The organism is Sorangium sp. So ce726, assembly GCF_051521405.1.
Lineage (GTDB): Bacteria > Myxococcota_A > Polyangia > Polyangiales > Polyangiaceae > Sorangium.
In genome coordinates this window covers 11373616-11399920 of sequence record NZ_CP150349.1, presented here as the reverse complement: position 1 = coordinate 11399920, position 26305 = coordinate 11373616, and the positions used below count along the sequence as shown (strand labels likewise).

The 26305-nt window shown below is 69.7% G+C and carries 20 protein-coding genes; 17 read left to right on the top strand and 3 right to left on the bottom strand.

Going from position 1 to position 26305, the window contains the following annotated elements; genetic code table 11:
• Positions 1-80: 80 nt before the first annotated feature.
• From WME79_RS42520 to WME79_RS42470, 11 genes are all read left to right on the top strand, one after another.
• Positions 81-1472: a DUF1501 domain-containing protein gene (locus WME79_RS42520; RefSeq protein ID WP_437527162.1), complete on the top strand. Its 1392-nt coding sequence runs from the start codon at positions 81-83 to the stop codon at positions 1470-1472.
• The gene (locus WME79_RS42515; RefSeq protein ID WP_437527159.1) at positions 1469-2722 is read left to right on the top strand and encodes a c-type cytochrome; all 1254 of its coding nucleotides are present in this window, start codon (positions 1469-1471) and stop codon (positions 2720-2722) included. The genes WME79_RS42520 and WME79_RS42515 overlap by 4 nt, the downstream gene beginning before the upstream one ends.
• 122 nt (positions 2723-2844) lie before the next feature.
• Positions 2845-4560, top strand: coding sequence for a metallophosphoesterase family protein (locus WME79_RS42510; RefSeq protein WP_437527156.1), 1716 nt, complete (start codon positions 2845-2847; stop codon positions 4558-4560).
• A 299-nt stretch (positions 4561-4859) separates the two neighbouring features.
• Positions 4860-5720 (top strand): BPTI/Kunitz domain-containing protein, encoded by an 861-nt coding sequence (locus WME79_RS42505; RefSeq protein ID WP_437527153.1) that lies wholly within the window; start codon positions 4860-4862, stop codon positions 5718-5720.
• A 59-nt stretch (positions 5721-5779) separates the two neighbouring features.
• Positions 5780-6988, top strand: coding sequence for a hypothetical protein (locus WME79_RS42500; protein ID WP_437527150.1), 1209 nt, complete (start codon positions 5780-5782; stop codon positions 6986-6988).
• Between the two features lie 32 nt (positions 6989-7020).
• Entirely contained in the window at positions 7021-7608 is a 588-nt protein-coding gene (locus WME79_RS42495; protein ID WP_437527148.1) for an RNA polymerase sigma factor, read from the top strand.
• Positions 7599-8471, top strand: a complete 873-nt coding sequence (locus tag WME79_RS42490) for a hypothetical protein (protein ID WP_437527145.1) — start codon at positions 7599-7601, stop codon at positions 8469-8471. The genes WME79_RS42495 and WME79_RS42490 overlap by 10 nt, the downstream gene beginning before the upstream one ends.
• A gap of 63 nt (positions 8472-8534) precedes the next feature.
• Positions 8535-9278, top strand: a complete 744-nt coding sequence (locus WME79_RS42485; RefSeq protein ID WP_437527142.1) for a hypothetical protein — start codon at positions 8535-8537, stop codon at positions 9276-9278.
• Positions 9279-9462: 184 nt separating this feature from the next.
• Positions 9463-10257 carry a BPTI/Kunitz domain-containing protein gene (locus WME79_RS42480; RefSeq protein WP_437527139.1) on the top strand — a complete coding sequence of 265 codons (795 nt, stop codon included), beginning with the start codon at positions 9463-9465 and terminating at the stop codon, positions 10255-10257.
• 288 nt (positions 10258-10545) lie between these two features.
• Positions 10546-12261 (top strand): DUF1592 domain-containing protein, encoded by a 1716-nt coding sequence (locus WME79_RS42475; protein ID WP_437527136.1) that lies wholly within the window; start codon positions 10546-10548, stop codon positions 12259-12261.
• On the top strand, positions 12258-13664 hold the full coding sequence (locus tag WME79_RS42470; RefSeq protein WP_437527133.1) for a DUF1552 domain-containing protein: 1407 nt from the start codon (positions 12258-12260) through the stop codon (positions 13662-13664). The genes WME79_RS42475 and WME79_RS42470 overlap by 4 nt, the downstream gene beginning before the upstream one ends.
• 119 nt (positions 13665-13783) lie before the next feature.
• On the opposite strand, the gene metH is transcribed toward WME79_RS42470, so the two are convergent.
• The 3 genes from metH to WME79_RS42455 all read right to left on the bottom strand — a co-directional run bounded on the left by metH (position 13784) and on the right by WME79_RS42455 (position 20291).
• Positions 13784-17626, bottom strand: a complete 3843-nt coding sequence (gene metH / locus WME79_RS42465; protein WP_437527130.1) for a methionine synthase — start codon at positions 17624-17626, stop codon at positions 13784-13786.
• Positions 17627-17628: 2 nt separating this feature from the next.
• Complete coding sequence (locus WME79_RS42460; protein WP_437527127.1) at positions 17629-18582, bottom strand: ArsR/SmtB family transcription factor; 954 nt, start codon at positions 18580-18582, stop codon at positions 17629-17631.
• A 266-nt stretch (positions 18583-18848) separates the two neighbouring features.
• On the bottom strand, positions 18849-20291 hold the full coding sequence (locus WME79_RS42455) for a catalase (protein ID WP_437527124.1): 1443 nt from the start codon (positions 20289-20291) through the stop codon (positions 18849-18851).
• 225 nt (positions 20292-20516) lie between these two features.
• On the opposite strand from WME79_RS42455, the gene WME79_RS42450 reads away from it, so the two are divergent.
• The 6 genes from WME79_RS42450 to WME79_RS42425 all read left to right on the top strand — a co-directional run bounded on the left by WME79_RS42450 (position 20517) and on the right by WME79_RS42425 (position 26058).
• Positions 20517-22304, top strand: a complete 1788-nt coding sequence (locus WME79_RS42450; RefSeq protein ID WP_437527121.1) for an amidohydrolase — start codon at positions 20517-20519, stop codon at positions 22302-22304.
• Between the two features lie 141 nt (positions 22305-22445).
• Positions 22446-23102, top strand: a complete 657-nt coding sequence (locus WME79_RS42445; protein WP_437527119.1) for a hydrolase — start codon at positions 22446-22448, stop codon at positions 23100-23102.
• Between the two features lie 6 nt (positions 23103-23108).
• Complete coding sequence (locus tag WME79_RS42440; protein WP_437527116.1) at positions 23109-23372, top strand: XapX domain-containing protein; 264 nt, start codon at positions 23109-23111, stop codon at positions 23370-23372.
• 53 nt (positions 23373-23425) lie between these two features.
• Positions 23426-24250, top strand: coding sequence for a lysophospholipase (locus tag WME79_RS42435; RefSeq protein WP_437527113.1), 825 nt, complete (start codon positions 23426-23428; stop codon positions 24248-24250).
• A gap of 10 nt (positions 24251-24260) precedes the next feature.
• Positions 24261-25214, top strand: coding sequence for an alpha/beta fold hydrolase (locus tag WME79_RS42430; protein WP_437527111.1), 954 nt, complete (start codon positions 24261-24263; stop codon positions 25212-25214).
• A 16-nt stretch (positions 25215-25230) separates the two neighbouring features.
• Entirely contained in the window at positions 25231-26058 is an 828-nt protein-coding gene (locus tag WME79_RS42425; protein WP_437527108.1) for an alpha/beta fold hydrolase, read from the top strand.
• Positions 26059-26305: the final 247 nt, after the last annotated feature.

Sequence of the window (26305 nt, the reverse complement as noted above, 5' to 3'; positions counted from 1 at the left end):
GCACGCGGTGGCGGTCGCGTTCGACGGCAAGGTCGTGCGGGCGCAGGCGGCCCCGGAGGGTATCCTGAGGAGCACGCCCGATGCCTCGCCACGCTTCCCACCCCCGCCGCCTCGCCGTCCCGCGCCGCGCGCTGCTCGAGGCCGCTGCTGGCGCGGCGCTCGCCGGCGTCCTCGGCCTGCCCGCGCGCGTGCTCGCCGCGCAGGGCAAGGCCGCGGAGGACGAGTTCTTCCTCTTCATCCACGCTTCCGGCGGCTGGGACGTGACGCTCTGGGCCGATCCTCGCAACGAGGCCAGGGGCCTCGTGAGCCCCTCGACGACCGACAACACCGACACCGCGGGGCTCCGCCTCTGGGTCGACGCGCCTGCGGCCGGCGGCGCGAAGAGCTTCGCGCCGGTGACGCCCAAGGGCTCGAGCCTCGCGTTCGGCCCCGGCATCGGTGGCCTCGCGGACATGCACGACCGGCTGTGCATCATCAACGGCCTGGCGATGAACACCGTGAGCCACCCCGACGGCACGGCGTTCTCGACCACGGGACGGCACCTCAGCGGCGGCCGTACCGTGGCCTCCACCGTCGACGCGATCTGCGGGAGCGAGCTCGGCGCGAGCCAGACCTTCCCCGTCGTCTCGGTCCAGTTCCCCTCGGCGTTCGTCGGCGATCGCCTCGATCGGCGCGCCGTCCCGCTCATGGTCGGGGAGATCGGCACCCTCAGCCGCTCGCTCTCCCGCGCGCGCCACTACGACACCGACGAGGACCGCGCCGCGGTGACCGCGCTCCTCTCCGAGGAAGCCAGCTCCCTCGCCGCGCGATCCAGCCACGCCGACGCCCTGCGCGGCTTCGCCATCCAGGCGGAAGGGCTGGGCAAGATGCTGAGCGCAGGCCTCCAGGAGGTGTTCTCCAGGGGCAAGCTCATCCAGGCGCACCCGGAGTTCAACCATGCGGCCCGCTACGCCAGGCAAGCGGCCGTCAACGCCGCGTTTGCGATCGAGGCCATGCGGCGGAACGTGGTCCGCTGCGTGAGCTTCTCGAGCAGCGGGTTCGACACGCACACGAGCACCTACCGCCAGCACGCGGCCACCCAGCAGGAGCTCTTCGACCTGATCGCCGCCCTCCTCGGCTCGCTCGACAAGACCCCGCACCCGACCCGGGCCGGCAAGAAGCTCTCGGATCACACCCACATCCTCGTGACGAGCGACTTCTGCCGCACGCCTCAGCTCAACACGGCGATGGGCCGCGACCACTACCCCAACAACTCCGCCATGGTGATCTCACCGCGCTTCCGCGGGAGCTTCGCGTTCGGCAAGACCGACCCGGAGCAGCTCCTGCCGCTCCCGGCGAAGACGTTCCAGGGCGGGCCGCGGCCGATCGCCCCGCCGGACCTGCTCGCCACCTTCCTGTTCGCCTTCGGCATCTCCCCGCGCGAGCACCTGCGCGACGGCGAGGTGGTGCCGGAGCTGCTCCGGTCGCCGTGACGCTCCTCCGCCGAGCGGCGTCCGCCGCCGCGCTGGCGCTCTCGTCCTCCGCGCTGGCGCTCTCGTCCTCCGCGCTGGCGCTCTCGTCCTCCGCGCTGGCGCTCTCGTCCTCCGCGCTGGCGCTCTCGCTCGCCGGCTGCGCGTCGCACGCTGCGGCGCCCCTCCCGCCGCTCGTCGTGCGCGAGGTCGCGTGGCCGTCCCCGGGGGAGCTCGGCCCGGTGCGCGCGGTCGCCGACGACGGGCGCCGCGTCGTGGTGTTCCACGACGGCGCTGCGGCCGTCTTCGTGAACGGCGCCCTCGCGAGGGTGGAGCGCGCGCCCCACCGCTGGGTGAGCGCCGCGGCCCTGCCCGCGCCCGACGGCTACGGCACGTGGATCGTCGGCGTCGACGCCGAGGGCCGGCTGCTCCGGCTCCCGGGCCAGGGGGCCTTCGAGGCCGTCTCCGACCGCTACGGCCTCGAGCGCGCCGCGGTGCGGTCCGCGATCGGCCTCGGCGAGGGCGGCGCCACCTTCGCGCTGGACCGCGAGATCGCGGTGGCGGACGGCGAGACCGTCACGCGCTACGCGACGGGCCCGCTCGCGACGTTCGCGGCGGGGGCCGGGCGCGTGGCCTTCGCGGCCGGGGGCGATGGGCTCGGCGCCCTCGACGTCGCCACGAGGGCGCTGCGATCGTACCCGCTCCCGGCGGACGGCGCCGCGCCGCTCCTCGCCCTGACCGGCGCGGGCGCGCTGCTCGCGGCGACGCCCGAGGCGCTCTACGCGGAGGATGGCGCCGGCGTCCTGCGCCTCCGGTTCCGGGCGCGCGCCGCGCTCCACGGGCTCGCCGTCTCCGGCGACCGCGCGTGGTTCGCCGACGGCGACGAGCTCGGCGTGCTCGATCAGGCCGGCGCGCGCGAGACCCGCGGCGCGCGCCTCCCGCAAGGGGGCAGGCTCGTCGGCTCGCCGAGCGGCGACGTGTGGCTGCTCGCGTCGGGCGCCCTCCGGCGCTTCGCTGCAGAGCACGACGACGGGCCCGCCTGGGGCGAGATCGCGCCCGTGTTCGCCCGCGCGTGTGCGCGCTGCCACCTCCCGCGCGGCGAGGGCGGCGTCGACCTCTCCACGCCCGCGGCGTGGGCTTCGCTCCGCGAGGCCATCGCGCGCCGGGTCGTGAACGAGCGGAATATGCCGCCCCCGGGATACGCTCTGTCGGAGGCTGACCGCGCGCGGATCCGCGCCTTCGTCAGGCGCGCAGGGCCGCCCGCGCGGCCGTGATGTGGGCTCGCCGCCGTGGCCGCGCGGCGCGATCGCCCGCGCGACCGCGAGGCGCGCTCGCCGCCGCCGCGCGCCCGTCTTGCGCTACCCTGGGGCACCATCGCGAAGAGGAGAGCTGCCTGATGATGTCGTTCAGCCCGGATCCACGCCTCGCAGAGCAGCAGATGCACGCCATCATCTACTACCTCACGGGGTTCGGGTACATCGACGGCGAGCTCGATCCGACCGAGAAGTCCTTCATCCGCGGCTACATCCACGACCTCGTCCGGCAGCGCGCGCGCGACGCCCTCGGCGGCGAGTCCCAGGAGAACCAGGACGTCGTCGGCCGGTGGACCAGCCATTTCCACGAGGTCTTCTCCGAGATCGACCACCAGATCCAGAGCCATTTCACCGAGAGCGTCGCCGAGGGAGAGGACCCGAAGGACTTCGTCCTCTCGAAGATCAAGCTCCGCTGCTTCGAGCTCCTCGACGGCTTCGACGACGACAACCGGAAGGCGCTGCTCGCGACCGTCGACGAGCTCATGCTCGCCGACGGCGTCGTCCACCCGAACGAGCAGCGGTTCCGCGACGAGCTCTCGTCGCTCCTGTCGGCGTCCCCGATCGAGATCGAGGACGTGGACATCGAGACGATCGAGCAGGGCGCCGTCGTGATCGATCCGGCCACGCGCAAGCAGGCGCGCGAGGTCGATCACCCGTTCTTCAAGGCGTTCGAGTGGGACTACGCGAGCGATCCGGCCACGTTCGCGGAGCAGGCCAAGGTCGATATGGACCTGATGCGCAGGTTCGAGGCGAAGCTCGAGGAGCAGCGCGCGCGCGGCGCGGGCCGGCTCGACGGCGCCGCGGATTTCGCGGGCTTCGCCGGGCAGGCGCCCTTCCTCGACGGCCACGTCTACGTCGCCTCGCCCGATCCCGCCGAGGACGTCGAGCTCCTGGTCATCGGCGATCTGCACGGCTGCTACTCGTGCCTCAAGGGGGCGCTGATGCAGGCCGACTTCTTCGCCAAGGTGCAGGCCCACCGAGACGACCCCGCGAACAACCCGCGGATGATGCTGGTGTTCCTGGGCGACTACATCGATCGCGGCAGGTTCAGCTACAACGGCATCCTGCGCACGGTGATGCAGCTCTTCCTCGCCGCGCCCGACAACGTCTTCGTGCTGCGCGGCAATCACGAGTACTACGTCGAGCTGAACGGCCGCGTCCTCGCGCCGGTGCGGCCCTCCGAGGCGATGAGCTCGCTCGCGGCCATCGCCCCGAACGAGGTGTTCGCCGCCTACATGCGCCTCTTCGAGGCGCTCCCCAACATGCTGGTCTTCGACCGGATCCTCTTCGTCCACGCGGGGATCCCGCGCGACGAGACCATCGCCGCCCGGTGGACGTCGGTGTCCTCGCTCAACGACCCGGAGATCCGGTTCCAGATGCTCTGGAGCGACCCCAGCGGGGCCGACGCGATCCCCGCGGAGCTCCAGAAGTCCACGGCGCGCTTCCCCTTCGGCAAGCGGCAGTTCAAGAGCTTCATGCAGAAGCTCGGCTGTACCACGCTGATCCGCGGCCACGAGCGCATCCCGGAGGGCTTCCGCGTCGTGCACGACGACCCCGACGGGGTGCTGCTGACGCTGTTCTCCGCGGGCGGGAAGACCAACGACGACCTGCCAGAGACCAGCAACTACCGCGAGGTCACGCCGATGGCCCTCACCATCCGGTACAAGGGCGGAGTCAGCCAGCTGACCCCGTTCGCGATCGAGTACGAGCGGTACAACGATCCGAAGTACAACGCGTTCTTCCGGGAGCAACTGCCGCCGCTCGATATCACCGCCGATCTGGACGACCCCCGGCCCTGATCGGCTGCGAGGCGGGATAACGTCTCCCACGCTTCGCGCGCGAGGCGGTGGGCGTCGCCCTCAACGACGTCGTGCCCTCGACGACGCCGTCATGATGTGCCGCGCCGCTTGGCATGATGTGCCGCGCCGCTTGGCACACCGCGCCCTGCAGCCCCCTCGATTTCGCGGGCATTTCGCGGATCCATCGACCGGACGTCGTGGGCACACCGGTTGCCACATGCTGCGGCATGCTCCGCCGCTTACCCCTGGGTCTTGGTTTGCTTACCTCCCTTCTGCTTGTTGCGGGCTGCTCCGGGACGGTGAACCACACAGGTACGGGCGGCGGGGATCCGGGCGGCGCCGGCTCGGTCGCGGGGACCGGCGGCTCCGGCTCGGTCGCGGGCACGGGCGGCTCCGGCTCGGGCACGGGGACCGGCTCGGGCACGGGGACCGGAGGCGCGGGGACCGGAGGCGCGGGGATTGCCGGAGCGGGAGGCGCCGGCGGGGGATTGCCCGCCCGATGCACGCTGCCGCAGGATATCGGGCCCTGCGATGGCGCGATCCCGCGCTACTGGCACGATCCGCGAACAGGCGTGTGCGTCCCATTCACTTATGGCGGCTGCGAGGGCAACGAGAATCGCTTCGAGTCGCTCGAGCAGTGCCAGGAGGCCTGTCAGGGCGGCGCTCCTGACATGGATGCGTGCGAGGCGCTGGGCGATTGCATCCTCGCATCGCCGGGCTGCTGCGGCGCCTGCGATCCCGTCGATGCCCGCGCGTTCGTCGCGCTCAACCGGGCGAGCGTGCACGACTACCAGATGGCCACCGGGTGCGAGGGGGTGGCGTGCGGGCCGTGCGCGGATGTCGATGAATCCGAGCGCACCTCTCAGTACTTCACCGCCACGTGCGAGGCCGGGCGCTGCGTCGTCGTCGATGTGCGCGAGTCGAAGCTGACAGAATGCGCGATCGCGTCGGACTGCGTCCTGCGCGACGGCCTCGACTGCTGCGAGGGGTGCGACGGGAGAGGCATCGTCGCCCTCAACAAGAGCGCGGATCTCCAAGGCACGGTCTGTCCCGGCAACTTCGGCGCCGCGTGCAATCCGTGCGCGCCCGTGTACCCGCCCGGGATGACGGCGGTCTGCTCGTCGGGCAGGTGTCAGCCGCAGATGCCCGCCTCACCTTGAGCGAGAAGCGCGCCCGGCGTGCGCCGCCGTCGGCCCCAACCTGGGTCAGTTCGTGCAGGATGGGGGCGAAGGAGCCCGGCGCCACCGTCGCTCTCGATCCGCGAGACGTGATGGGCCCGCTCGACCCCCGCCGGCGGGACTTCCTCGCTGCCACCAAGGCCATCCTCCTCCTCGCCGCGCCCGCAGCGCTCGCGTTCGTCGCGGCGGCGGGGGATGCCCGTGCCGACATCGCGGTGAGCGCGGGCGGCGTCGAGCTCGACTGGAGCGCGCCCGGAGAATGCGCGGATCGAGGGCGCGTGCTGGCCGAGATCGAGCAGCGCCTCGGGCGGTCGTCCGCTGCGAACGGCGAGCCGCCGCTGAAGGCGCGCGCGGTGGTGTCCCGGAACGAGCGCGGGTCGTGGGACCTCCGCCTCACGACGACGCTCGGCGAGGCGACACGGTCGCGCGAGCTCCACGGCGAGACCTGCGCCGAGCTCGCCGACGCGGCGGCGCTGATCATCGCGCTCGCCATCGATCCCGACGCATCCAGCCGCGGCACCCCGAGGGCGGATCCGGACACTGGCGCGGGGCCAGGCGAACTCGCCGGCGCGGATCCAGGCGCTGGCGCGGATCCGGGCGCTGGCGCGGATCCGGGCGCCGGCGCCCATCCGGAGGTGGACGCTGCTCCGGATGCGCCCACCGCCGCCGAGGCGCCGCCCGCGGCCTCGCCCCCGCCGGGGGCCAGCGCGGCCCCGGCGCAGCGCCCGTCGCGCCCCCTCGAGCTGCGCGGCACGCTCAGGGCCTCCGGCGTCCTCGACACCGCCTCGCTCCCGGCGGTCGCCCCGGGCGCCGGCATCGCCGCAGGCGTGCTGATAGGAGCCGTCCGCGTCGAGCTGTCCGGCACGTACTTCGGTGCGCAGCAAGCGTTCGTCGAGCGGACGACGATGGGCGGCGACGTCCAGCTGACCACCGGCGGGCTGCGCCTTTGTTATGCCATGCGTTATCGCGCGTTCGAGCTCGGGCCCTGCGCTGGCATCGAGGTCGGCGTCATGAGCGCGGCCAGCTTCGGCGCGGCGTCGCCCGGCTCGAACCGGGCGCTCTGGGTCGCGCCGTACCCCGGAGCGCTCGCGAGCTTCGCCCTTTCGGACCAGATCCGCGTCCCGCTCACGATCGACGTCCCGTTCCCGGTGACGCGCGATCGGTTCGTGCTCGTCGGCATCGGCGCGGTCCACCGGAGCGCCGCCGCCACGCTCCGCGCCTCGCTGGGGGTCGAGGTGCGATTTCCGTGACGGATCCAGGCGGCGCCGGCCATGTACTTCGCGTGACGAGGACGTCCCCCGCGTCGGCGCTTCCCTTCGCGGGGTCCGTGTTCGATCCGCACCTCGGCGTCCACGACGCGCCCGCCTCCCTCGATTTCGACGCGGTCTACGACGAGCACGCCGACTTCGTCTGGCGAAACCTGCGCCGGCTCGGCGTCAGCGAGGCGAGCCTGGACGACGCCTTCCAGGACGTCTTCGTCGTGGTCCACCGGCGGCTCGGCGAGTTCGAGCCGCGGTCGAGCGTGAAGGCGTGGCTGTTCGCGATCCTCTGCCGGGTGGCGCGCGATCACCGGCGCCTCGTCCGGCGCAAGGGAGGGCTCGAGGAGCTGCCGGGCGGCGTGGCGGACCGCGCGCCGGGGCCGGCGGAGCGGCTCGAGCAGGTCGAGGCGCTGAAGCTCGTCGACGCGCTCCTCTCGGAGCTCGACGATGACAAGCGCGCGGTGCTCGTGATGGCGGAGATCGAGGAGATGAGCGCGCCGGAGATCGCCGCGGCGCTCGACGTGAAGCTGAACACGGTCTACTCGCGGCTGCGCGCCGCGCGCCGCGAGTTCGAGCTGGCGCTGGCGAGGAGCGGGGGCGGATGGCCATGAGCGATCCGGGCGAGAGGGCGCGCGCGCTCCTGAGGGTGGCCCGAGCGGACGGGCTCGCGTCGTCCGACAAGGCGCGGCTCCGCGCGGCGCTCGCGGGGAAGCTCTCGGCCGCCGCGCCGCAAGCGCCCTCCGGCGAGGCGCCCACGTCGCCGTCGCCGTCGCCGTCGCCCCCGCCGCCGCTCGCGGGCAGCGGGCCAGGCGGCGGCGTGCTCTCGGGCAAGGCGGCCGGCGGCGTGCTCTCGGGCAAGGTGATCGCGGCGGGCGCGCTGATCGGCGCCGTTGCCTTCGCCGGCGGCTTCTTCACCGGCAGGGCGACCGTCGACACCCCTCCGCCGGCCAGCGCGGCGCCGCCGGCGAGCGCGCCCGCGGTGGCTCCGCCCGCGGCGACGCCGCCCGCTGCGGCTCCGGAGGCCGCGCCGGCGCCGAAGGCAGCGCCCCCGCGCCCGCGCGCCCCTCGCGCGGTCGCGCCGGCACCGCCGCGGCCGCTGGACCCGGGCGCGGAGGACGCCGCACGAGCGCCCTCGACAGGCGGCGGCGAACGCGAGCCGGCGCGCTCGCGCGGCGGACAGCCGGCGAGGCCGAGCACGCTCGCCGCGGAGATGGCCTTGCTGCGCGAGGCGCAGGACGCCGTGCGGGACGGCGATCCGTCGGCTGCGCTCGATCGCCTCGACGACCTCGGCGCCCGGTTTCCAGAGGGCCAGCTCCGCGAGGAGCGCATGGCCGCGCGCGTGCTCGCCCTCTGCGCCGCGGGGCGGGCGCGGGAGGCGCGCGCGGAGGCCGAGCGGCTCCTCGGCGAAGCGCCGGGCTCGGTGCACGCGGGCCGCGTCCGCGCCTCATGCGCGTTCCGAGAAAATATCGACTGACAGAGACGGATGTTCCTCGCGCCGGCCATGTACCGATGGACCGCAAGAGACAGGAGGAACCACATGAATCGTTCGACTCGCGTCGCGCTCGCGTTGCTCTTCACCGCTGCCTCGCTCGGGAACACCGGCTGTCAGTCGCAGGACCGGCCCATCGGCGGCGGTGAACCCAGCCCCGACAGCCCCGACAGCAACGACTCCAGCGCGGCCGCGCTGCTCATCGCGCGCTGGGAGGGATATATCGAGAACTACCAATTCCCCTCGGGAACGGACGTGATCCAGCTCGACATCGACACCGTGGAGGGCACGTCGATCCAGGGGAAGGTGCGCTTCGGCGCGGGGGCCTCGGTCCCCCCGCCCGTGGATCCGGACGTGGGCTATCCCCCGAGCGCCGACCCGGACCACCGATACGATACCCACGTGCCTTCCGAAGGGTTCGATTTCACCATGTTCGGTGCGCAGCTCACCGACCGCCGGCTGCTGTTCTTCATCGACCCCCGGGAGCTCTGGAAGGGATGGTGCGAGCTTCAAACGTCGTACCCCGTGTCTCCTGGCTCAGAGACCTACCTCTGCATGCCCAACGAGGGGTGGAGTGGGGGGCCCGACGTCTGCTACCAGGGCGGGCAGCCCGCCGACTGCGGATACCTGGAGCTGTGTGGAAGCTTCATTTGCGATTGTCGTGAGTCCGGGTGTACCGTCGATGCGCAGAGTGCGGTCGGCTTCGATGTTGCCATCGACGAGCAGGAGGCGAACGGCAGCATAACGTTCGGGAGCAAGCTCTACAACGTCCGGCTGACGCGCGACCCCTGACGGCGAGCAGCTCAGGGACCGGTCGCCTCGACGACGCCGTCATGGTGTGCCGCACGGACTGGCACACCGACGCCCTGGGCCCGCGCGATCCGGGCCGAGATCGGCGGGCGCATCGACCGGACGCCCAGGGCATGCCCGTTGCAACTCGCCCGGCATGCCTCGGCGCTTATCCCTGGGTCTTGGCTTGCTTAGCTCCCTTCTGCTCGCCGCAGGCTGCTCCGGGAAGGTGGACCGAGAAGGCTCGGGCGGCGGGGACCCGGGCGGAGGCGGTTCGTCTGTGGAGACCGGCGGCGGAGGCGGCGACGGGCAATTGCCCGTCCGGTGCCTGCTGCCGGCGGATCCTGGCCGGTGTGAGGCGGCATTCCCGAAATACTGGTACGACCCGGCCGCCGGCGCGTGCAGGGAGTTCACCTACGGCGGCTGCGAGGGCAATGAGAACCGCTTCGATTCCCTCGACGCGTGCGAGGAGGCCTGTCGGGGCGAGCTCCCCGACATAGGCGTCTGCAATGCGCCGAGCGATTGCATCCTGGTGTCGCGGGGCTGCTGCGGCGCCTGTGACACGGCCAATGCCGAGAACTTCAGAGCCATCAACCGCGCCGGGACGAAGCTCAACGAGATCATCCAGGGGTGCGGGGGCGTCGCGTGCGGGGCATGCCCGGAGGTCACCGAGGCGGAGCGCACGTCCCAGTACTTCACCGCCACGTGCGAGGCGGGGCGCTGCGTCGTCCTCGACGTGCGCGAGTCGCCGCTGACAGAGTGCGCGGTCGACTCGGACTGCGTCCTGCGCGACGGCCTCGGCTGCTGCGAGGGGTGCGACGGGACAGGCATCGTCGCCCTCAACCAGAGCGCGGAGCTCGATGCCCTGGTCTGTCCCGCCGGCACGGGCGCATGCCCTCCGTGCGTGCCCGTGTTCCCGGAGGGGACGACGGCGGTCTGCTCGTTGGGCAGGTGTCAGCCTCGGATGCCCCCGACGCCTTGAATGAGCAGGAACGACCAGCGCTCCCGGCGTGCGCGGTCAGGCGCTGTCTCCTGAATCGTAGATAAGGCACTTCCTTGCACCCACCCGGGCGCCTTTCGAGGCTCGACGCGTCAATGGCCGCGCTGCGCCGATTCCGGTGAACAGCTCTGGCGCATTGGACGGGAAGGACGGAAACTGACCGTTCTACCGTCGCCTCGCATTGACGCTGAGCGCCTGGCCCCGATAGCCTGTTCCATGGAGCGCTCGTAGATTCTTCTTTCTTCGACCTCATTCACGAAGGAGCTGCCCGTGAATCGAAGCACCCCGAGGATGCTGCTCGCGGCCATCGCGCTCTCCAGCGCGGTCGCGTGCTCGGGAACGTCTGGCGATGGCGGATCGGATCCGGGCGACGGCCCCGGTCCCGGTCCCGGCCCCGGCCCCGGCCCCGGTCCCGACCCCAGCGCCCAGTGCGAGCCCGGCGTCACCGCGCCCGGCCCGACCCCGCGCCTGACGCGGCTGACGCACACGCAGTACGACAACACCATCCGGGACCTCTTCGGCAAGGACATGAAGGCCTCGGCGGCGTTCCTCGCGGACCCGGCGTTCGAGGGGTTCAACAACAACGCCAAGGGGCTCGTCGTCTCCGACCGCCTCGCCCGCGATTACCGCCGCGCCGCGGAGACCATCGCGGCCGATGCCGTCGTCGACCAGGCCGTGCTCGGCAAGATCGTGCCGTGCGCGCCGGAGGGCGACGGCGCGGTCTGCGCCCGGCAGCTCATCCGGGAGCTCGGCGAGCGCGTCTACAGGAGGCCGCTCTCGGCGGAGCAGGAGGAGGCGTACGCCGCCGCGTACGCCCGCGGCAATGGCCTCTTCGACGCGGGCACGCCGTTCGAGCAGGGCGTGCGCCACGTCATCGAGGCGATGCTCCAGTCGCCGCACTTCCTCTACCGCATCGAGCTCAGCGAGGAGCTCGACGGCGCGGGGATCATCCCGCTCGACGCCTACGAGGTCGCGACGAGGCTCTCGTACCTGCTCTGGAACAGCCTGCCCGACGACGCGCTCCTCGAAGCGGCGGAGGGCGGCGCGCTGGGCACGCCCGAGGGCATCGAGGCCGAGGCGCGGCGCATGCTCGCCGACCCCAAGGCCACGAGCGCCCTGGACGACTTCCACGCCCAGTGGCTTCACATGAGCCGTTACGCGGATCTCTCGAAGGATCCAGCGCTCTACGAGGACTTCGACGCCAGCGTGTCCTCGGCCATGGTGGCCGAGACGAGGCAGTTCATCCGGCACGTCGTCCTCGAGATGGAGGGCGACTTCCGGACGCTGATGACGGAGCCCGTCGGCTTCGTGAACGACAAGCTCGCCCCGATCTACGGCGTGGAGGGGTCGTTCACGAGCGCGCTCGTGGAGACGCCGCTCGACCCGGCGGAGCGGGCGGGGCTCCTCACGCAGGCCGGCTTCCTGAGCTCGCACGCGTTCTTCAACAAGAGCTCTCCGATCCACCGCGGCGTGTTCATCCAGCGCCAGATCCTCTGCACCGACCTCCCGGACCCGCCGGCGGACATCAACACGACGCTGCCGCCCCTCCAGGGCGAGATCAAGACGACGCGCGACCAGGTGGAGGTGCACACGTCGCCGGACGCGTGCAACAAGTGCCATGGCGTGATCAACCCGCCGGGCTTCGCGCTCGAGCACTTCGACGCGGTCGGGCGCTACCGGGCCGACGAGGACGGCGAGACGATCGACGCGACAGGCACGATCGCCGTCGGGGACGGTGAGATCAGCTTCGACGGCGCCGTGGACCTCGCGACGCAGCTCGCGGAGAGCCCCGTCGCGCAGCGGTGTTATCTGACGAACTGGTACCGTTACGGCAATGCGCGCCAGCTCTCGCGGGAGGACGCGTGCACGATCGCCGAGCTCGACGAGAAGCTCGGCGCGTCCGGGTACAACATCAAGGAGCTGCTCGTCGCCCTCACGCAGACGAAGACGTTCAGGTATCGCGCCGTGGAAGAGGTGGACCAATGAATCGCAGAACGTTCTTGCGGGGCGCGTGCGGGGTGATGCTCGGCCTCCCGCTCCTCGAGTCGCTGCTCCCGCGCGACGCCAAGGCCGACGCGAGCGCGCCGCGCCGGTTCATCGCCTTCTTCATGTGCAATGGCGTGAACATGGCCAAGTTCTTCCCGAGCACGCAGTACGGCGCGCTGACGGCCGCCTCGTTCGGGGCGACGCGGGCTATAGCGCCGCTCGCCGCGTACCGGGACAAGCTCTTGATCCCGCGGGGCATCCACATGGCGCCGCGCGGCTATGGATTCGACCCGAGCGCGGGCGACGATCACGCGAAGGGGATGGGCTGCAAGCTCACGGCGCAGCCGCTCGTCGAGGGCAGCCAGTACGCGGCGGGGATCTCGCTCGACCAGTTCATCGCGAACAAGCTCAACCCGCAGGGCACGCCCGCGCTCACGCTGATGGTCGGGGCGAAGACGCCGAACGTGCGCGGGCACATCTCGTACACCGCCAGCGAGATGCCCGTCTCCGGCGAGAACAACCCGTGGCTCGCGTACCGGGACCTGGTCGGCGGGACGGACCTCGAAGAGGAGGCGCTCGTGCGGCTCACGAAGCGCCGCGAGAGCGTGCTCGACCTGGTCTCGGTCGAGTACGAGGCCCTGCTCAAGAAGAAGCTCAGCAAGGCCGATCGCGACAAGCTCGAGATGCACTTCCAGACGGTGCGCGACCTCGAGGTGGGCATGGGCGGTACGGGCATCATCCCGCGTGAGCTCTCGCCGGAGCGAGCGGCGGAGATCGAGGCGATCGACCCGGACACGGTCGCGTTCGACGCGGAGTTCAAGAAGGTCGGGCGGATGCAGATGGACATCCTCGCGCTGGCCATCGCGACCGGCGCGACGCGGTCGGCGACGTTGCAATGGGGCTCGGGCGCGGCAGGGCCGATCTTCAAGTGGGATGGGATGGCCCACGAGTACAACCACCACAAGCTCTCCCACGGAAACACGAGGGACGACGACACCGGCAGCGTCGTCGACGGCTACGAGGAGATGCTCTTCAACATCGACCGCTGGTACGTGGGCGAATATGTCTATCTGCTCGACCGGCTCGCGAGCTACGAGGAGGGCGGGGCCACGGTGCTCGACAACAGCGCCGTCGTGTTCATGAACGAGCTCTCCGACGGCAAGCGCCATGATTTCCGCGACCTGCCGTACATCATCGCGGGCGGCTGCGGCGGCTACTTCAAGACGGGGCAGTACGTCAAGGTGACGCGGCAGTCGAGCACGGTGCAGGACAAGGACGCGCCCCAGAACAAGCTGCTCACGACGCTCGCGAACGCGGTCGGCTGCACCGAGCAGGGCGGGGGGCCGATCACGAACTTCGGCTCCTTCGGCGAGCCCGGCGAGTTCGACGAGCTCAAGGCCTGATCCGGCGAGAGATTTCAACGCAAAGGCGCAAAAAAGAACAGATTCTGTGTATTTTTGCGTCTTTGCGCCTTTGCGTCAAAATTTCTCCTCGTTCGCGATACAGATCCCTGGCGGGATTTTTACTGATTTGAAGCGTCGTAGTTGAGGTTCGGGCCGAGCCAGCGCTCGACCTCCGCGACGGTCATGCCCTTTCGCGCGTGGTAGTCGACCACCTGGTCGCGATCGATCTTTCCCAGGCTGAAGTACCGGGCCTCCGGGTGCGCGAAGTACAGGCCGCTCACGCTCGATCCGGGCCACATCGCGAACGACTCGGTGATCAGGATGCCGGTGCTCTTCTCGACGTCGAGAAGCCGCCAGAGCGTGCCTTTCTCCGTGTGATCCGGGCACGCGGGGTACCCCGCCGCGGGCCTGATGCCGCGGTACTTCTCCTCGATGAGCTCGGCCTTGGTCAGGTCCTCCTGCCGGCCATAACCCCACTCGTCGCGCACCCGCTTGTGCAGGCACTCGGCGAACGCCTCCGCCAGGCGATCCGCGATCGCCTCGGCCATGATGGCGTTGTAGTCGTCGTTCCCCGCCCTGAACCGCTCGCACAGCTCCTTCAGGCCGATCCCGGCGGTCACCGCGAAGCCGGCGATGTGGTCCCGGAGGCCGGTCTCCCTGGGCGCGATGAAATCGACGAGCGACCGGTTTGGCTCGCCGTTCTCCTTCGCCGTCTGCTGGCGAAGGAAGTGAAACCGCTCGAGCACCTTCGTGCGCGTCCCGTCCGCGTATACCTCCACGTCGTCGCCCACGGCGCTGGCGGCGAAGAAGCCATACACGCCGCGCGCCGTCAGCAGCTTCTTCTCGATGATCATGTCGAGCAGCGCGTTCGCCTCGGAGAAGAGCTGGCGCGCCTGCTCGCCGTACTTCTCGTGCTCCAGGATCCGCGGATAGACGCCCTTCAGCTCCCACGTGTGGAAGAACGGCGTCCAGTCGATGTACTCGCGCAAGGTGGCGAGCGGGAAGTCCTCGAGCACGCGCGCGCCGGTGAACTCCGGCACCGGCACGTCCTCGGCGCGCCATTCGATCCGCGTCCGGTTCGCGCGCGCGGCCTCGAGGGAGACGAGCTTGTGCTTCGGCGCCGCGTGGAGCCGCCGGAGCTTCTCGTACTCGGCGCGGTGCTGGGCGACGAACGCCGCCTTGCCCTCCTCGCTCAGGAGGCTCGTCGTGACGGGCACGGCGCGGCTCGCGTCGACCACATGCACGACCGGCTCGCTGTAATGCGGGGCCACCTTCACGGCCGTGTGCGCCTTGCTGGTCGTCGCTCCGCCGATCAAGAGCGGCAGCTTGAAGTTCTGCCGCTCCATCTCGCGGGCGACGTGGATCATCTCGTCGAGCGACGGCGTGATCAGCCCGCTCAGGCCGATCAGATCCGCCTTCTCCTGCCTGGCGCGCTCGAGGATCTTCTCGCACGGGACCATGACGCCCATGTCGATCACCTCGTAATTGTTGCACGCGAGCACGACGCCCACGATGTTCTTGCCGATGTCGTGGACATCGCCCTTCACCGTGGCGAGGACGATCTTCCCCTGCGTCTTCACCTCCTGCCCAGCGGCGGCCATCGCCGCCTTCTCCTCCTCCATGAACGGCGTGAGGTACGCGACGGCCTTCTTCATCACGCGCGCCGATTTCACCACCTGCGGCAGGAACATCTTGCCCGCGCCGAAGAGATCTCCGACGACGCTCATTCCATCCATCAGCGGGCCCTCGATCACGGAGAGCGGGCGGCCGAGCTTGGCGCGCGCGTCCTCGGTGTCGATATCGATGTACGTGTCGATGCCCTTGACCAGCGCGTGCGACAGCCGCTCCTCGACGGTGCCTTTGCGCCACTCCTCTTCTCTCTTCTCGGTCGCGGCGGCGCCGGCGCTCTTGGCCTTCAGCGCTTCGCCGAAATCGACCAGCCGCTCCGTGGCGTCCGGGCGCCGGTTCAGCAGGACGTCCTCGACGAGCTCGCGGAGCTCCGGCTCGATCTCCTCGTACACCTCGAGCATGCCCGCGTTGACGATGCCCATGTCCATGCCGGCCCGGATGGCATGGTAGAGGAACGCCGAGTGCATGGCCTCGCGCACCCGGTTGTTGCCGCGAAAGCTGAACGAGATGTTCGACACGCCGCCGCTGACCTTGGCGTGCGGCAGGTTCGCCTTGATCCAGCGGGTCGCCTCGATGAAGTCGACGGCGTAATTGTTGTGCTCCTCCATGCCGGTCGCGACCGTGAGGATGTTCGGATCGAAGATGATGTCCTCGGGAGGAAACCCCACCTCGTCGACGAGGATGCCGTACGCGCGCTTGCAGATCCGGATCTTGTCCTCGTAGGTGGCGGCCTGCCCTTGCTCGTCAAAGGCCATGACCACGACGGCGGCGCCGTACTTGAGGACGGTCTTCGCGCTCTCGCGGAACTTCGCCTCACCCTCCTTGAGCGAGATGGAGTTCACGATGCCCTTGCCCTGCATGCACCGGAGGCCCGCCTCGATGACCTCCCATTTCGACGAGTCCACCATGAACGGGACCTTCGCCACCTCGGGCTCGCTGGCCAGGAGCAGCAAGAAGCGCGTCATCGCAGAGGCGCCGTCGATCATGCCCTCGTCCATGCAGATATCGATGACGTTGGCGCCGTTCTCGACCTGCTGGCGCGCCACGCCCACCGCTTCCTCGAATTTCCCTTCCTTGATGAGCTTCGCGAATTTCGGCGACCCGGCGACGTTGGTGCGCTCGCCCAGGATCATGTAAACGCCGGGCTGCTGCGTGAACGGCTGAGAGCCGGACAGGCGCAGGGGGATCGGCGGGCCGGACGAGGGCGCGCTGCTGGGCGGGGCCTCGGCGGGGGTCCTGGGGTCGAGGGCACGCGGGGGCTTGCCGGCGAGCGCCTTGGCGATGGCCGCGATGTGCTCGGGCGTGTTGCCGCAGCAGCCGCCGGCGATGTTGAGGAGGCCTGCGTCGGCGAAGCCGCCGATGTGGCGCGCCATGTCCGGCGGCTCCAGATCGAAGCCCGTGGGGGAGAGCGGGTTGGGCAGGCCGGCGTTCGGGTAGCAGGAGATCGCGGCGCTGGACTTCTCCGAGAGGTCGGACAGGAACGGATACATCAGGTCCGGGCCGAGCGAGCAGTTCAGCCCGATGGCGAGCGGGTTCACGTGCTTCACCGCGTTCCAGAACGCCTCGACCGTCTGCGCGGAGATCATCGTCTCTCCGCCGCGCCCGACCGCCGCCGAGATCATCACCGGCAGGGTCTTGCCGTCCTTGTCGAACACCTCTCGAATGGCGACGAGCGCGGCCTTCGCGTTGAGCGAGTCGAAGATGGTCTCGACCAGCAGCACGTCGGAGCCGCCGGCGATCAGGGCGCGGATCTGGTGGACGTACGCTGCTTTCACCTGATCGAACGTCACGACGCGGAAGCCGGGGTCGTCGGCGTCCGGGGAGTTGGACAGGGAGACGGTGAGCGGGCCGATGGCGCCCGCGACGAACCGCTGCCGCCCGTCGGCGTTCGCCACGCGATCGGCCCATTCGCGGCACTGCCGCGCGGACTGTTCGTTGATCTCCCAGGCGAGGTCGTTGAGGAACGGGTCGTCGATGATCCGTTGATAGAAGGCCGGGTCCTTCCGCCCGCCGTGCTCCCGCGGGTCGTCCACGAAGAACTCGCTCTGGGTGATGCTGGTCGCGCCGAAGGTGTTGGTCTCGATGATGTCCGCGCCGGCCTCGAGGAACCGCCGGTGGATGTCGCAGATCATCTTCGGCTGCGTGAGCGAGAACAGATCGCCGTTGTTCAGCAGGTCTTTCTTCGAATCCGCGAATCGCTCGCCCCGGATGTCCGCTTCCTTCATCCCGTAGGTGCGGATGGTCGTCCCCATCGCCCCGTCGATGATGACGATGCGGCTCTGGAGGAGCTTCTGGAGTGGATGAAGGGGAGGCGTGGTGTTGTTGGACGGCATGATCAGCCTCGCTTGGCGCTCTTGGAGGGACCGGGGGTCGGCTTGTCGGCGATGGCGAGCACGACCTGAAAATGGGGTTTCTTTGTCTCGCGGCAGGCGACTTCGGACGCGACGACATCGAGCTTCACGCGGGTGAGCATGGCGCGGATGTCGGAGGGCGAGAAGCCGGGGTGGCGCTCGCCGTAGGGCACGGTGATCTCCCGCTGCTGGTGCGCGTCGAGCGACAGGATGACCACCCGACCGCCTGGGCGGAGCACGCGGGCGCACTCTTCCAGCGCCCGCGGCGGGTCCTCGGCGTAGGTCAGCGTGTGAAACACGAGGACCGAGTCGAAGGAGGCGTCTCCGAACGGCAGAGCGTGGACATCGGCGATCTCTACGCGGACGTGGGGCTGGGTCGAGAACCGCTCTCTCGCGGCCTCGATCATCCGGCTGCTCGAGTCGACGCAGGTGAGCGAGCGGCAGTAAGGCGCGAGCGAGCTGGCCGCCGCGCCGTCGCCCGAGCCGACGTCGAGGACGTCGCCGAGGCGGAGCAACGCGGCGATGCCGACCGCGAGCGACTGCCACGTGCGGCCCGGGGAGTAGTGCCTCTCCATCTCGCCGGCGAAGGACTCAGGGAGGCCGCCGCGCCGCTCGGCGTCGAGCTCCAGGAGGCGCCGCTGGTCGCCCTCCAGGGTCGGGTCGGGCGATTTCGTGGCCTCATCGAGGAGGGCCTTCGCGGTCCCGGGCAGGGTATCGACCGCGAGCGCATAGAACGACTGCGGCCCCTGGCGCCGATCCCGGACGAACCCTGCCTCGCGGAGCCGCCCGAGGTGCGTCGAGACGCGCGACTGCGCGATGCCCGTCACGCGAACCAGATCCGTCACCCGCAGCTCGCGGTCCCGGAGGAGTACGCAGAGCCGTATCCGGCTCTCGTCCCCGAGGAGGTTCAGCGTCTCGATGTATTCGGAAAGACTCATGTATTCATGTATCGCGATGTGCGAATGTCATAGAGGCCCCGGCTGCCGGAGTCAAGCGCGCCGGCGCCGGAGGAGCACCGAACGCTGGCCGCGGCGACGAACGCGCCGCGGAGGTCGTCCTCGGACTGCTGGAAGTGCGCCCAACCAGGGCGATGGATCGGAAGGATGGTCTTCGCGTCGAGCGTGCGGCACGCGGCGATCGAGCCCGACGGCGCGTCCGCCGAGCCTGCGGCCACCGCGCAGCTCAGAATCGTGCGAGCGCGGGGCTAGCCCCGGTCGAGGCCGAGCGCACGGGCCACGCCGGCCCCGTAGACGGGGTCGGCCTTGATGCAGTTGGCGACGTGCCGGCGCTGGACGTCGACCGACGCGCCGCCGAGGGAGCGCGCGGTGTTTGCGAACAGCGCCTGCTGCTGCGCCGGCGACATCAGGCGGAACAAGCGACCTGGCTGCTCCCAGTGGTCCTCGTCGGCGCGATGATCCCAGTGTGCGGCGTCGCCGGCGATGGGCAGCGGCGGCTCACCGGCGCCGGCGTTGTCGTCCCATTCGCCGTGTCGGTTCGGGAAGTAGCTGGTCGTGGCGCCGAGGTTGCCGTCGACGCGCATCGCGCCGTCGCGGTGGAAGCTGTGAAACGGGCACTTCGGCGCGTTGACGGGGATCTGGTTGAAGTTGACGCCGAGCCGGTAGCGCTGCGCGTCGCCGTACGAGAAGAGCCGCGCCTGCAGCATCTTGTCGGGCGAGAAGCCGACGCCGGGGACGATGTTGGCCGGCGAGAACGCGGCCTGCTCGACCTCGGCGAACACGTTGTCGGGGTTGCGGTCGAGCTCGAGGACGCCGACCTCGATGAGCGGATAGTCGGCCTTCGGCCAGACCTTGGTGAGGTCGAACGGGTTATGCCGGTGCGTCCGCGCCTGCGCCTCGGTCATGACCTGAATGCAGAGCTTCCAGCGCGGAAACCGCCCCGCCTCCAGGCTCTCGAACAGGTCGCGCTGGTGGCTCTCGCGGTCTCGCCCCACCACCGCCTCGGCCTCGGCGTCGGTGAGGTTGTCGATCCCCTGCTGGCTGATGAAGTGGAACTTGACCCACACGCGCTCGTTCGCGGCGTTGATCATGCTGAAGGTGTGGCTGCCGAAGCCGTGCATCGTGCGATAGCTGCGCGGGATCCCGCGGTCGCTCATCACGATCGTCACCTGGTGGAGCGCCTCGGGCAGCGACGTCCAGAAGTCCCAGTTGTTGTCCGCGCTGCGCATCCCGGTGCGAGGGTCGCGCTTGACCGCGTGGTTGAGGTCGGGGAAGCGCAGCGGGTCGCGGAAGAAGAACACCGGCGTGTTGTTGCCGACGATGTCCCAGTTCCCCTCTTCGGTATAAAACTTCACCGCGAAGCCGCGGATATCACGCTCGGCATCGGCGGCGCCGCGCTCGCCGGCGACCGTCGAGAATCGCACGAACACCGGCGTCCGCTTGCCGACCTCGGCGAGGAGCTTGGCCCGGGTGTACCGCGTCACGTCGTGCGTCACGGTGAACGTCCCGTAGGCGCCTGAGCCCTTGGCGTGCATACGCCGCTCGGGGATCACCTCGCGGTCGAAATGCGCGAGCTTCTCGATCAGCCAGATGTCCTGCAGCAGCGCGGGGCCGCGCGGCCCGGCGGTCTGGATGTTTACATTGTCGACCACGGGCGCACCCGTGGCGTGCGTCAATTTGGGTTTGGACATTGAAGTCGACGACGTAATGCGACAGGCCGGCGCGGCAAACCCGACCTTGGTCGGGTGTCGGCGTCTGGCCACATCAACGAGCACCGTCAAGGATGGGGCGCAGATCTACTCCAAGGGCTGGGGCGCCGGCCGGCCCGTGGTGTTCAGTCACCCCATCTCCTCACCCCCCTAAGGTCGGGTTTACCCTCCACCCGTCGTCTGCCACCTTCCGCGCGGACCCTGCCGATGACAACCAGCGCTGACCCCGAGCTCATCCTCTTCAACGGGCGAATCACCACCATGGATCCGCGGGCGCCCGCGGCCTCGGCGGCGGCGATCCGCGGCGGGCGATTCGTCGCCGTCGGCGACGACGCCGGCGTCCTGCGCCGCGCCGGCGCCGGCACCCGCAAGATCGATCTCCGCGGCCGGCGGGCGATCCCCGGCCTCATCGATTCACACCTCCACCTCATCCGCGGCGGCCTCACCTACAACAGCGAGCTGCGGTGGGACGGCGTCGCCTCGCTGGCCGAGGCGCTGAGGCGGCTGCGCGCGCAGGCCCAGATCACCCCGCCGCCGCAGTGGGTCCGCGTCGTCGGTGGCTGGTCGGAGTTCCAGTTCGCCGAGCGGCGCATGCCGACCCTCGACGAGCTCAACGCGGCCGCGCCGGACACCCCGGTGTTCGTGCTCCACCTCTACTCGCAGGCGCTGCTCAACCGCGCCGCGCTGCGGGCCGTCGGCTATACCCGCGACACGCCCGACCCGCCGGGCGGGGTGATCCAGCGCGACCGTCACGGCGAGCCGACCGGCCTCCTGATCGCCAAGCCGAACGCGTGGATCCTCTACGCCACGCTGGCCAAGGGCCCCAGGCTCGGCCCTGACGAGCAGCGCAACAGCACCCGTCATTTCATGCGCGAGCTCAACCGCCTCGGCATCACCGGGGCGATCGACGCCGGCGGCGGCTTCCAGCAGTACCCCGAGCACTACCAGATCATCGAGGAGCTCGCGGCCGCCAAGCAGCTGACCGTGCGGCTGGCCTACAACCTGTTCACCCAGCGCCCCGGGCAGGAGCTCGAGGACTTCAGCCAGTGGGCCAAGGCCGTCAGCCCTGGCCGCGGCGACGATTACTACCGGCTCAACGGCGCCGGCGAGATGCTCGTCTATTCGGCCGCCGACTTCGAGGACTTCCTCGAGCCGCGGCCCGACCTGCCGCCGCACATGGAGGCGCAGCTCGGCCCCGTGGTCGAGCACCTGGTCGCGCGTCGCTGGCCGTTCCGCCTGCACGCCACCTACGACGAGTCGATCACGCGCATGCTCGACGTGTTCGAGGCCGTGAACCGCAAGGTCCCGTTCGCCGGCCTGCGGTGGTTCTTCGACCACGCCGAGACGGTGTCGGCCCGCAACATCGACCGGATCGCCGCGCTCGGCGGCGGCATCGCCATCCAGCATCGCATGGCCTACCAGGGCGAGCACTTCCTCCACCGCTATGGCCCGGAGATGACGAGCGACGCACCGCCGGTGCGGCGCATGCTCGCCGCGGGGATCCCCGTGGGCGGGGGCACCGACGCCACGCGCGTCGCCAGCTACAACCCGTGGGTCGGCCTCGGCTGGCTGGTCTCCGGTCGCAGCGTCGGCGGAACCGAGCTGCTCGGCCCCGGCGCCCGCCTGTCGCGCGAGCAAGCGCTGCGCCTCTACACCGCCGGCAACGGGTGGTTCTCCGGCGAGGACGGCCAGCGGGGCCTCGTCGCCGAGGGCCGCCTCGGCGACCTTGCGGTGCTGTCCGACGACTACTTCGTCGTGCCAGAGGCGGAGATCCGCAACATCACCTCGGTGCTCACGGTGGTCGGCGGCGACGTCGTCCACGCGAGCGGCGACTTCGGCGGCCTCGCTCCCCCGCCGCTGCCGTTCAGCCCCGACTGGGCCCCGCCCGCGCAGTACGGCGGCTACGACCCCGGCGTGGTCGCCCGCGCGCTGAGCCGGCGCGCCCGCCACCCTCATCACCACCGCGGCCTCGCCTGCCCCTGCGCCGTGTTCTAGCCGCTTCTTCCGCGGCCCCTTCGTCGCCCACGCCGGCCGCACCCGAGACGTCGACTTCGTCGCCTCCTGGCTGGCCCTCAAGCTCTGACAGTCACCGTTCGTTCATTCGTTTCATCTTCGCCAAAAAAGGACTCACAGACCATGCCCACCGCCACCGCCGCTCCCGCCAAGTCGCTGCTCACGCCCGGCGATCACACGCTGATCCTCATCGACCACCAGCCGCAGATGGCGTTCGCCACCCGCTCGATCGACGGCGTCCTGCTGCGCAACAACGCCGCCCTGACGGCCCGCGCGGCCCGCGTCTTCGGCGTCGCCACGATCCTCACCACCGTGGCCGAGAAGACCTTCTCGGGCCCGATCTTCGCCGAGATCCGCGCCGCCCAGCCGGAGGTCGACCTCATCGATCGCACCACCATGAACTGCTGGGAGGACGCCAACATCATCGCCCGCGTCAACAAGCTCGGCAAGTCGCGCATCGTCATCGCCGGCCTGTGGACCTCCGTGTGCATCGTCGGCCCCGTGCTGTCGGCGATCGAGCAGGGCTTCGAGGTCTACGTGATCACCGACGCCTGCGGCGACGTGTCGGACGAGGCCCACGAGCGCGCCGTCACGCGCATGGTCCAGGCCGGCGCGCGCCCGCTGACCGCCCTGCAGTACTTGCTCGAGCTCCAGCGCGACTGGGCCCGCGGCGAGACGTACGGCGCGACCACCGGGATCGCCGCCGAGCTCGGGGGCGCCTACGGCCTCGGCATCATCTACGCCAAGTCCATGTTCAGCGCCTCCGAGGGCGGCCACTAGGAGCGCATGAAGCTCTACCTGCTCTCGCTGGGCGTCGGCGTGCTGGTCGGCATCCTCTACAGCGTGCTGAACGTGCGCGCACCGGCGCCGCCGATCATCGCGCTGATCGGGCTGTGCGGCATGCTCCTCGGCGAGCAGGTCGGCCCGGCCGCGCGGCGGCTCCTCGCCGGGGAGCCGCTCAGCGCGGCATGGTTCTCCCGCGAGTGCGTGCCCAAGATCACCGGCGTGCCCGCGCCCGAGTCCGACCATGGCGACCATGCCCCCCGCTGATCCGCCCATGCACGCTTGAGTTTTTCAAACGCCATCTCTAACGAGGATCTCCCATGAAAGAAGAAACATTCACCGGCCGCGGCGGCACGCGCCTCCACATGCGTTCCTGGCGGCCGGCGGGAACACCGCGCGCCGCCGTTGTGCTCTGCCACGGCGTTCTTGCGCACAGCGGGCAATACAAGTGGTCGGGGGAGCAGCTGTCGGCGGCGGGTTTTGCCGTGTATGCCTACGACCATCGCGGGCGTGGCAAATCGGAGGGGCCGCGCCTGTTCGTCAATGACGTCGCCGAGTACACGGACGATCTGGGAACGTTCATCGCCCTGGTGAAGACCCGCGAGCCCGGCCTCGACGTGTTTCTGCTGGGTCACAGCATGGGCGGCGTGATCTCCTGCACCTGGGCGCTGGATCATCAGAGGGAGATCGCCGGTTTCATCTGCGAGAGCTTTGCGTTCGAGGTGTGGGCGCCGAAGCCCGTGCTGTCGCTCGTGCGTTTCCTCGGGCGCGTGGCGCCAAAATTGCCGGTGCTGAAGCTGCATGAGAAGGACTTCACGCGCGACCCGCAAGCCCTGCAGAAGCTGAATTCGGATCCGCTGACCCATGGTGAAGTCCAACCGGCGGGCACGGTGGCGGCGCTGCTCAAGGCCACGGACCGCATGCGCGCGGAGTTCGGGAGCATCACGCTGCCCTTGCTCGTCATGCACGGCACCGAAGACAAGGCCACCGTGCCTGCGGGCAGCCAGCTTTTCCATGACAAGGCCGGTTCGAGCGACAAGACGCTGAAGCTCTACGAAGGGCACTTCCACGATCTGCTCAACGACCTCGGCAAAGAGCAGGTGATGGCCGACGTGGTGGGCTGGATCAACGCGCGCGTAGCCTGAGGCTTCCGTCATGAAGAAAGGCTTTCGCGTTCTATTGCTCGCGCTCGCCGTGGTGGCGTGCTCAGGGCGGCCTGAGAACAAGCCAGCCAGCGCACCCACGCACAGCGCACAGATCGGAAGGGATATGGCAGCCACCGCACCCACGCACTACGTACAGGTTGGAAGCGATAAGATTGCCTACCGCAGCATCGGCACGGGCAACCCCATGGTGCTCATCACGCGCATGCGCGGCACGCTCGATACCTGGGATCCACTGTTCCTCGATGAGCTGGCGAAGAACAACCGCATCATCACGGTGGACTATCCGGGCGTGGGTCATTCGGACGGCAAGCTGCCGCAGGGTATCGGCCAGGCCGCGGACTTTGTGATTGCGTTCGCGGACGCCATGAAGCTCGAAAAATTCATTCTCCTGGGCTGGTCATGGGGCGGTACGGTGGCGCAGACCGTGGTGGTCGAACATCCCGGCCGCGTCACGCACGCGATCCTCGTGGGAACGGCGCCGCCCGGCAAACGCGCGGTGGAAATTCAACAGGCGTTCATCGACCGCGCGTTCAAGCCGGTGAATGACCTGGACGATGAGATCGTGTTGTTCTTCGAGCCGCGCTCGGAGTTCAGCCGAAAGATGGCGAAGGAGTCGCGGGACCGCATCCGCGCGCGCCCCGGCGTCGATGAAAAAATTCCGTCGACTCCCGAGGCGATCAAGGCCTACCTCGCCGCGGCCGAGGAATATCACGTCGATGAGGCCGGGCGGCTGCAGAAATTGATGGTCACGCGCACGCCGCTGCTTATCATCAGCGGCGACAACGACATCAGCACCGCCGCGGACAACTGGTTCGCGCTGAATCGCAAGATCCCCAACGCACATCTGGCCGTGTATCCCGAGTCGGGTCATGCCCCGCAGCATCAGTACCCGCAGCTCGCCGCCGAACAGGTGGCCTCGTTCCTGCGTCACGCCATTCAATAGATAGAAGGAGTGCCACATGCCGATCTTCAAGACCAAAGAAGGCGTCGAGATTTTCTACAAGGACTGGGGCAGCGGCCAGCCTCTGGTGTTCCATCATGGCTGGCCGCTGTCGGCAGACGACTGGGACGCGCAGTTCATGTTCTTCCTTGCGAAGGGCTTTCGCGTCATCGCGCACGATCGCCGCGGTCACGGGCGTTCGTCGCAGACCGTCGACGGCAACGAGATGGACACGTACGCCAACGACGTGTCGCAGCTCACCGCTCACCTCGGCCTCAAGGGCGCGGTGCACATCGGCCACTCCACGGGCGGTGGTGAGGTGGCGCGCTATGTCGCGAAGTACGGGCAGGACGGCCGCGTGGCCAAGGCCGTGCTCATCGGCGCCGTGCCGCCGATCATGGTCAAGAGCGACAAGAACCCCGGTGGCCTTCCCCTCGAGGTGTTCGATGGATTCCGCGCCGCGCTCGTCGCGAACCGCGCGGAGTTCTACCGCGCTGTGCCCGAAGGGCCGTTCTATGGATTCAATCGTCCAGGGGTCAGGACGCTGCCGGGTGTCGTCGACAACTGGTGGCGGCAGGGCATGATGGGCGGTATCAAGCCGCACTACGACTGCATCAAGGCGTTCTCGGAGACCGATTTCACCGACGACCTCGAGAAGATCAATGTGCCCACGCTCGTGATGCACGGCGACGACGACCAGATCGTGCCGATCGCGGATTCCGCGCTGCTGTCGATCAAGCTGCTCAAGAAGGGCACGCTCAAGGTCTACAAGGGCCTGGGGCATGGCCTGTGCACCATCAACCCGGACGTCGTCAATCCGGATCTGCTAGAGTTCATCCAGTCGTGAGAGCGAGGGCCGCGGACACGAGAGTCCGCGGCCTTTCATCGCTGCCTGCGAACCTGGGCCGGTATGGACGGGATCTTCGGCCGGGAAAACCCGACCAAGGTCGGATTGCCCCCTTGCTCCCTCGAGCGGAGCCTCGGAGACGCTTCGACGCCGGACTGTGAATTGCGTCACGCGATCGTCGGCTTCGGCCTGCGGGACCGAAGCTTGACTGTGGCGGTAGACGGCGATTATCTGCTCACTTGCTTCG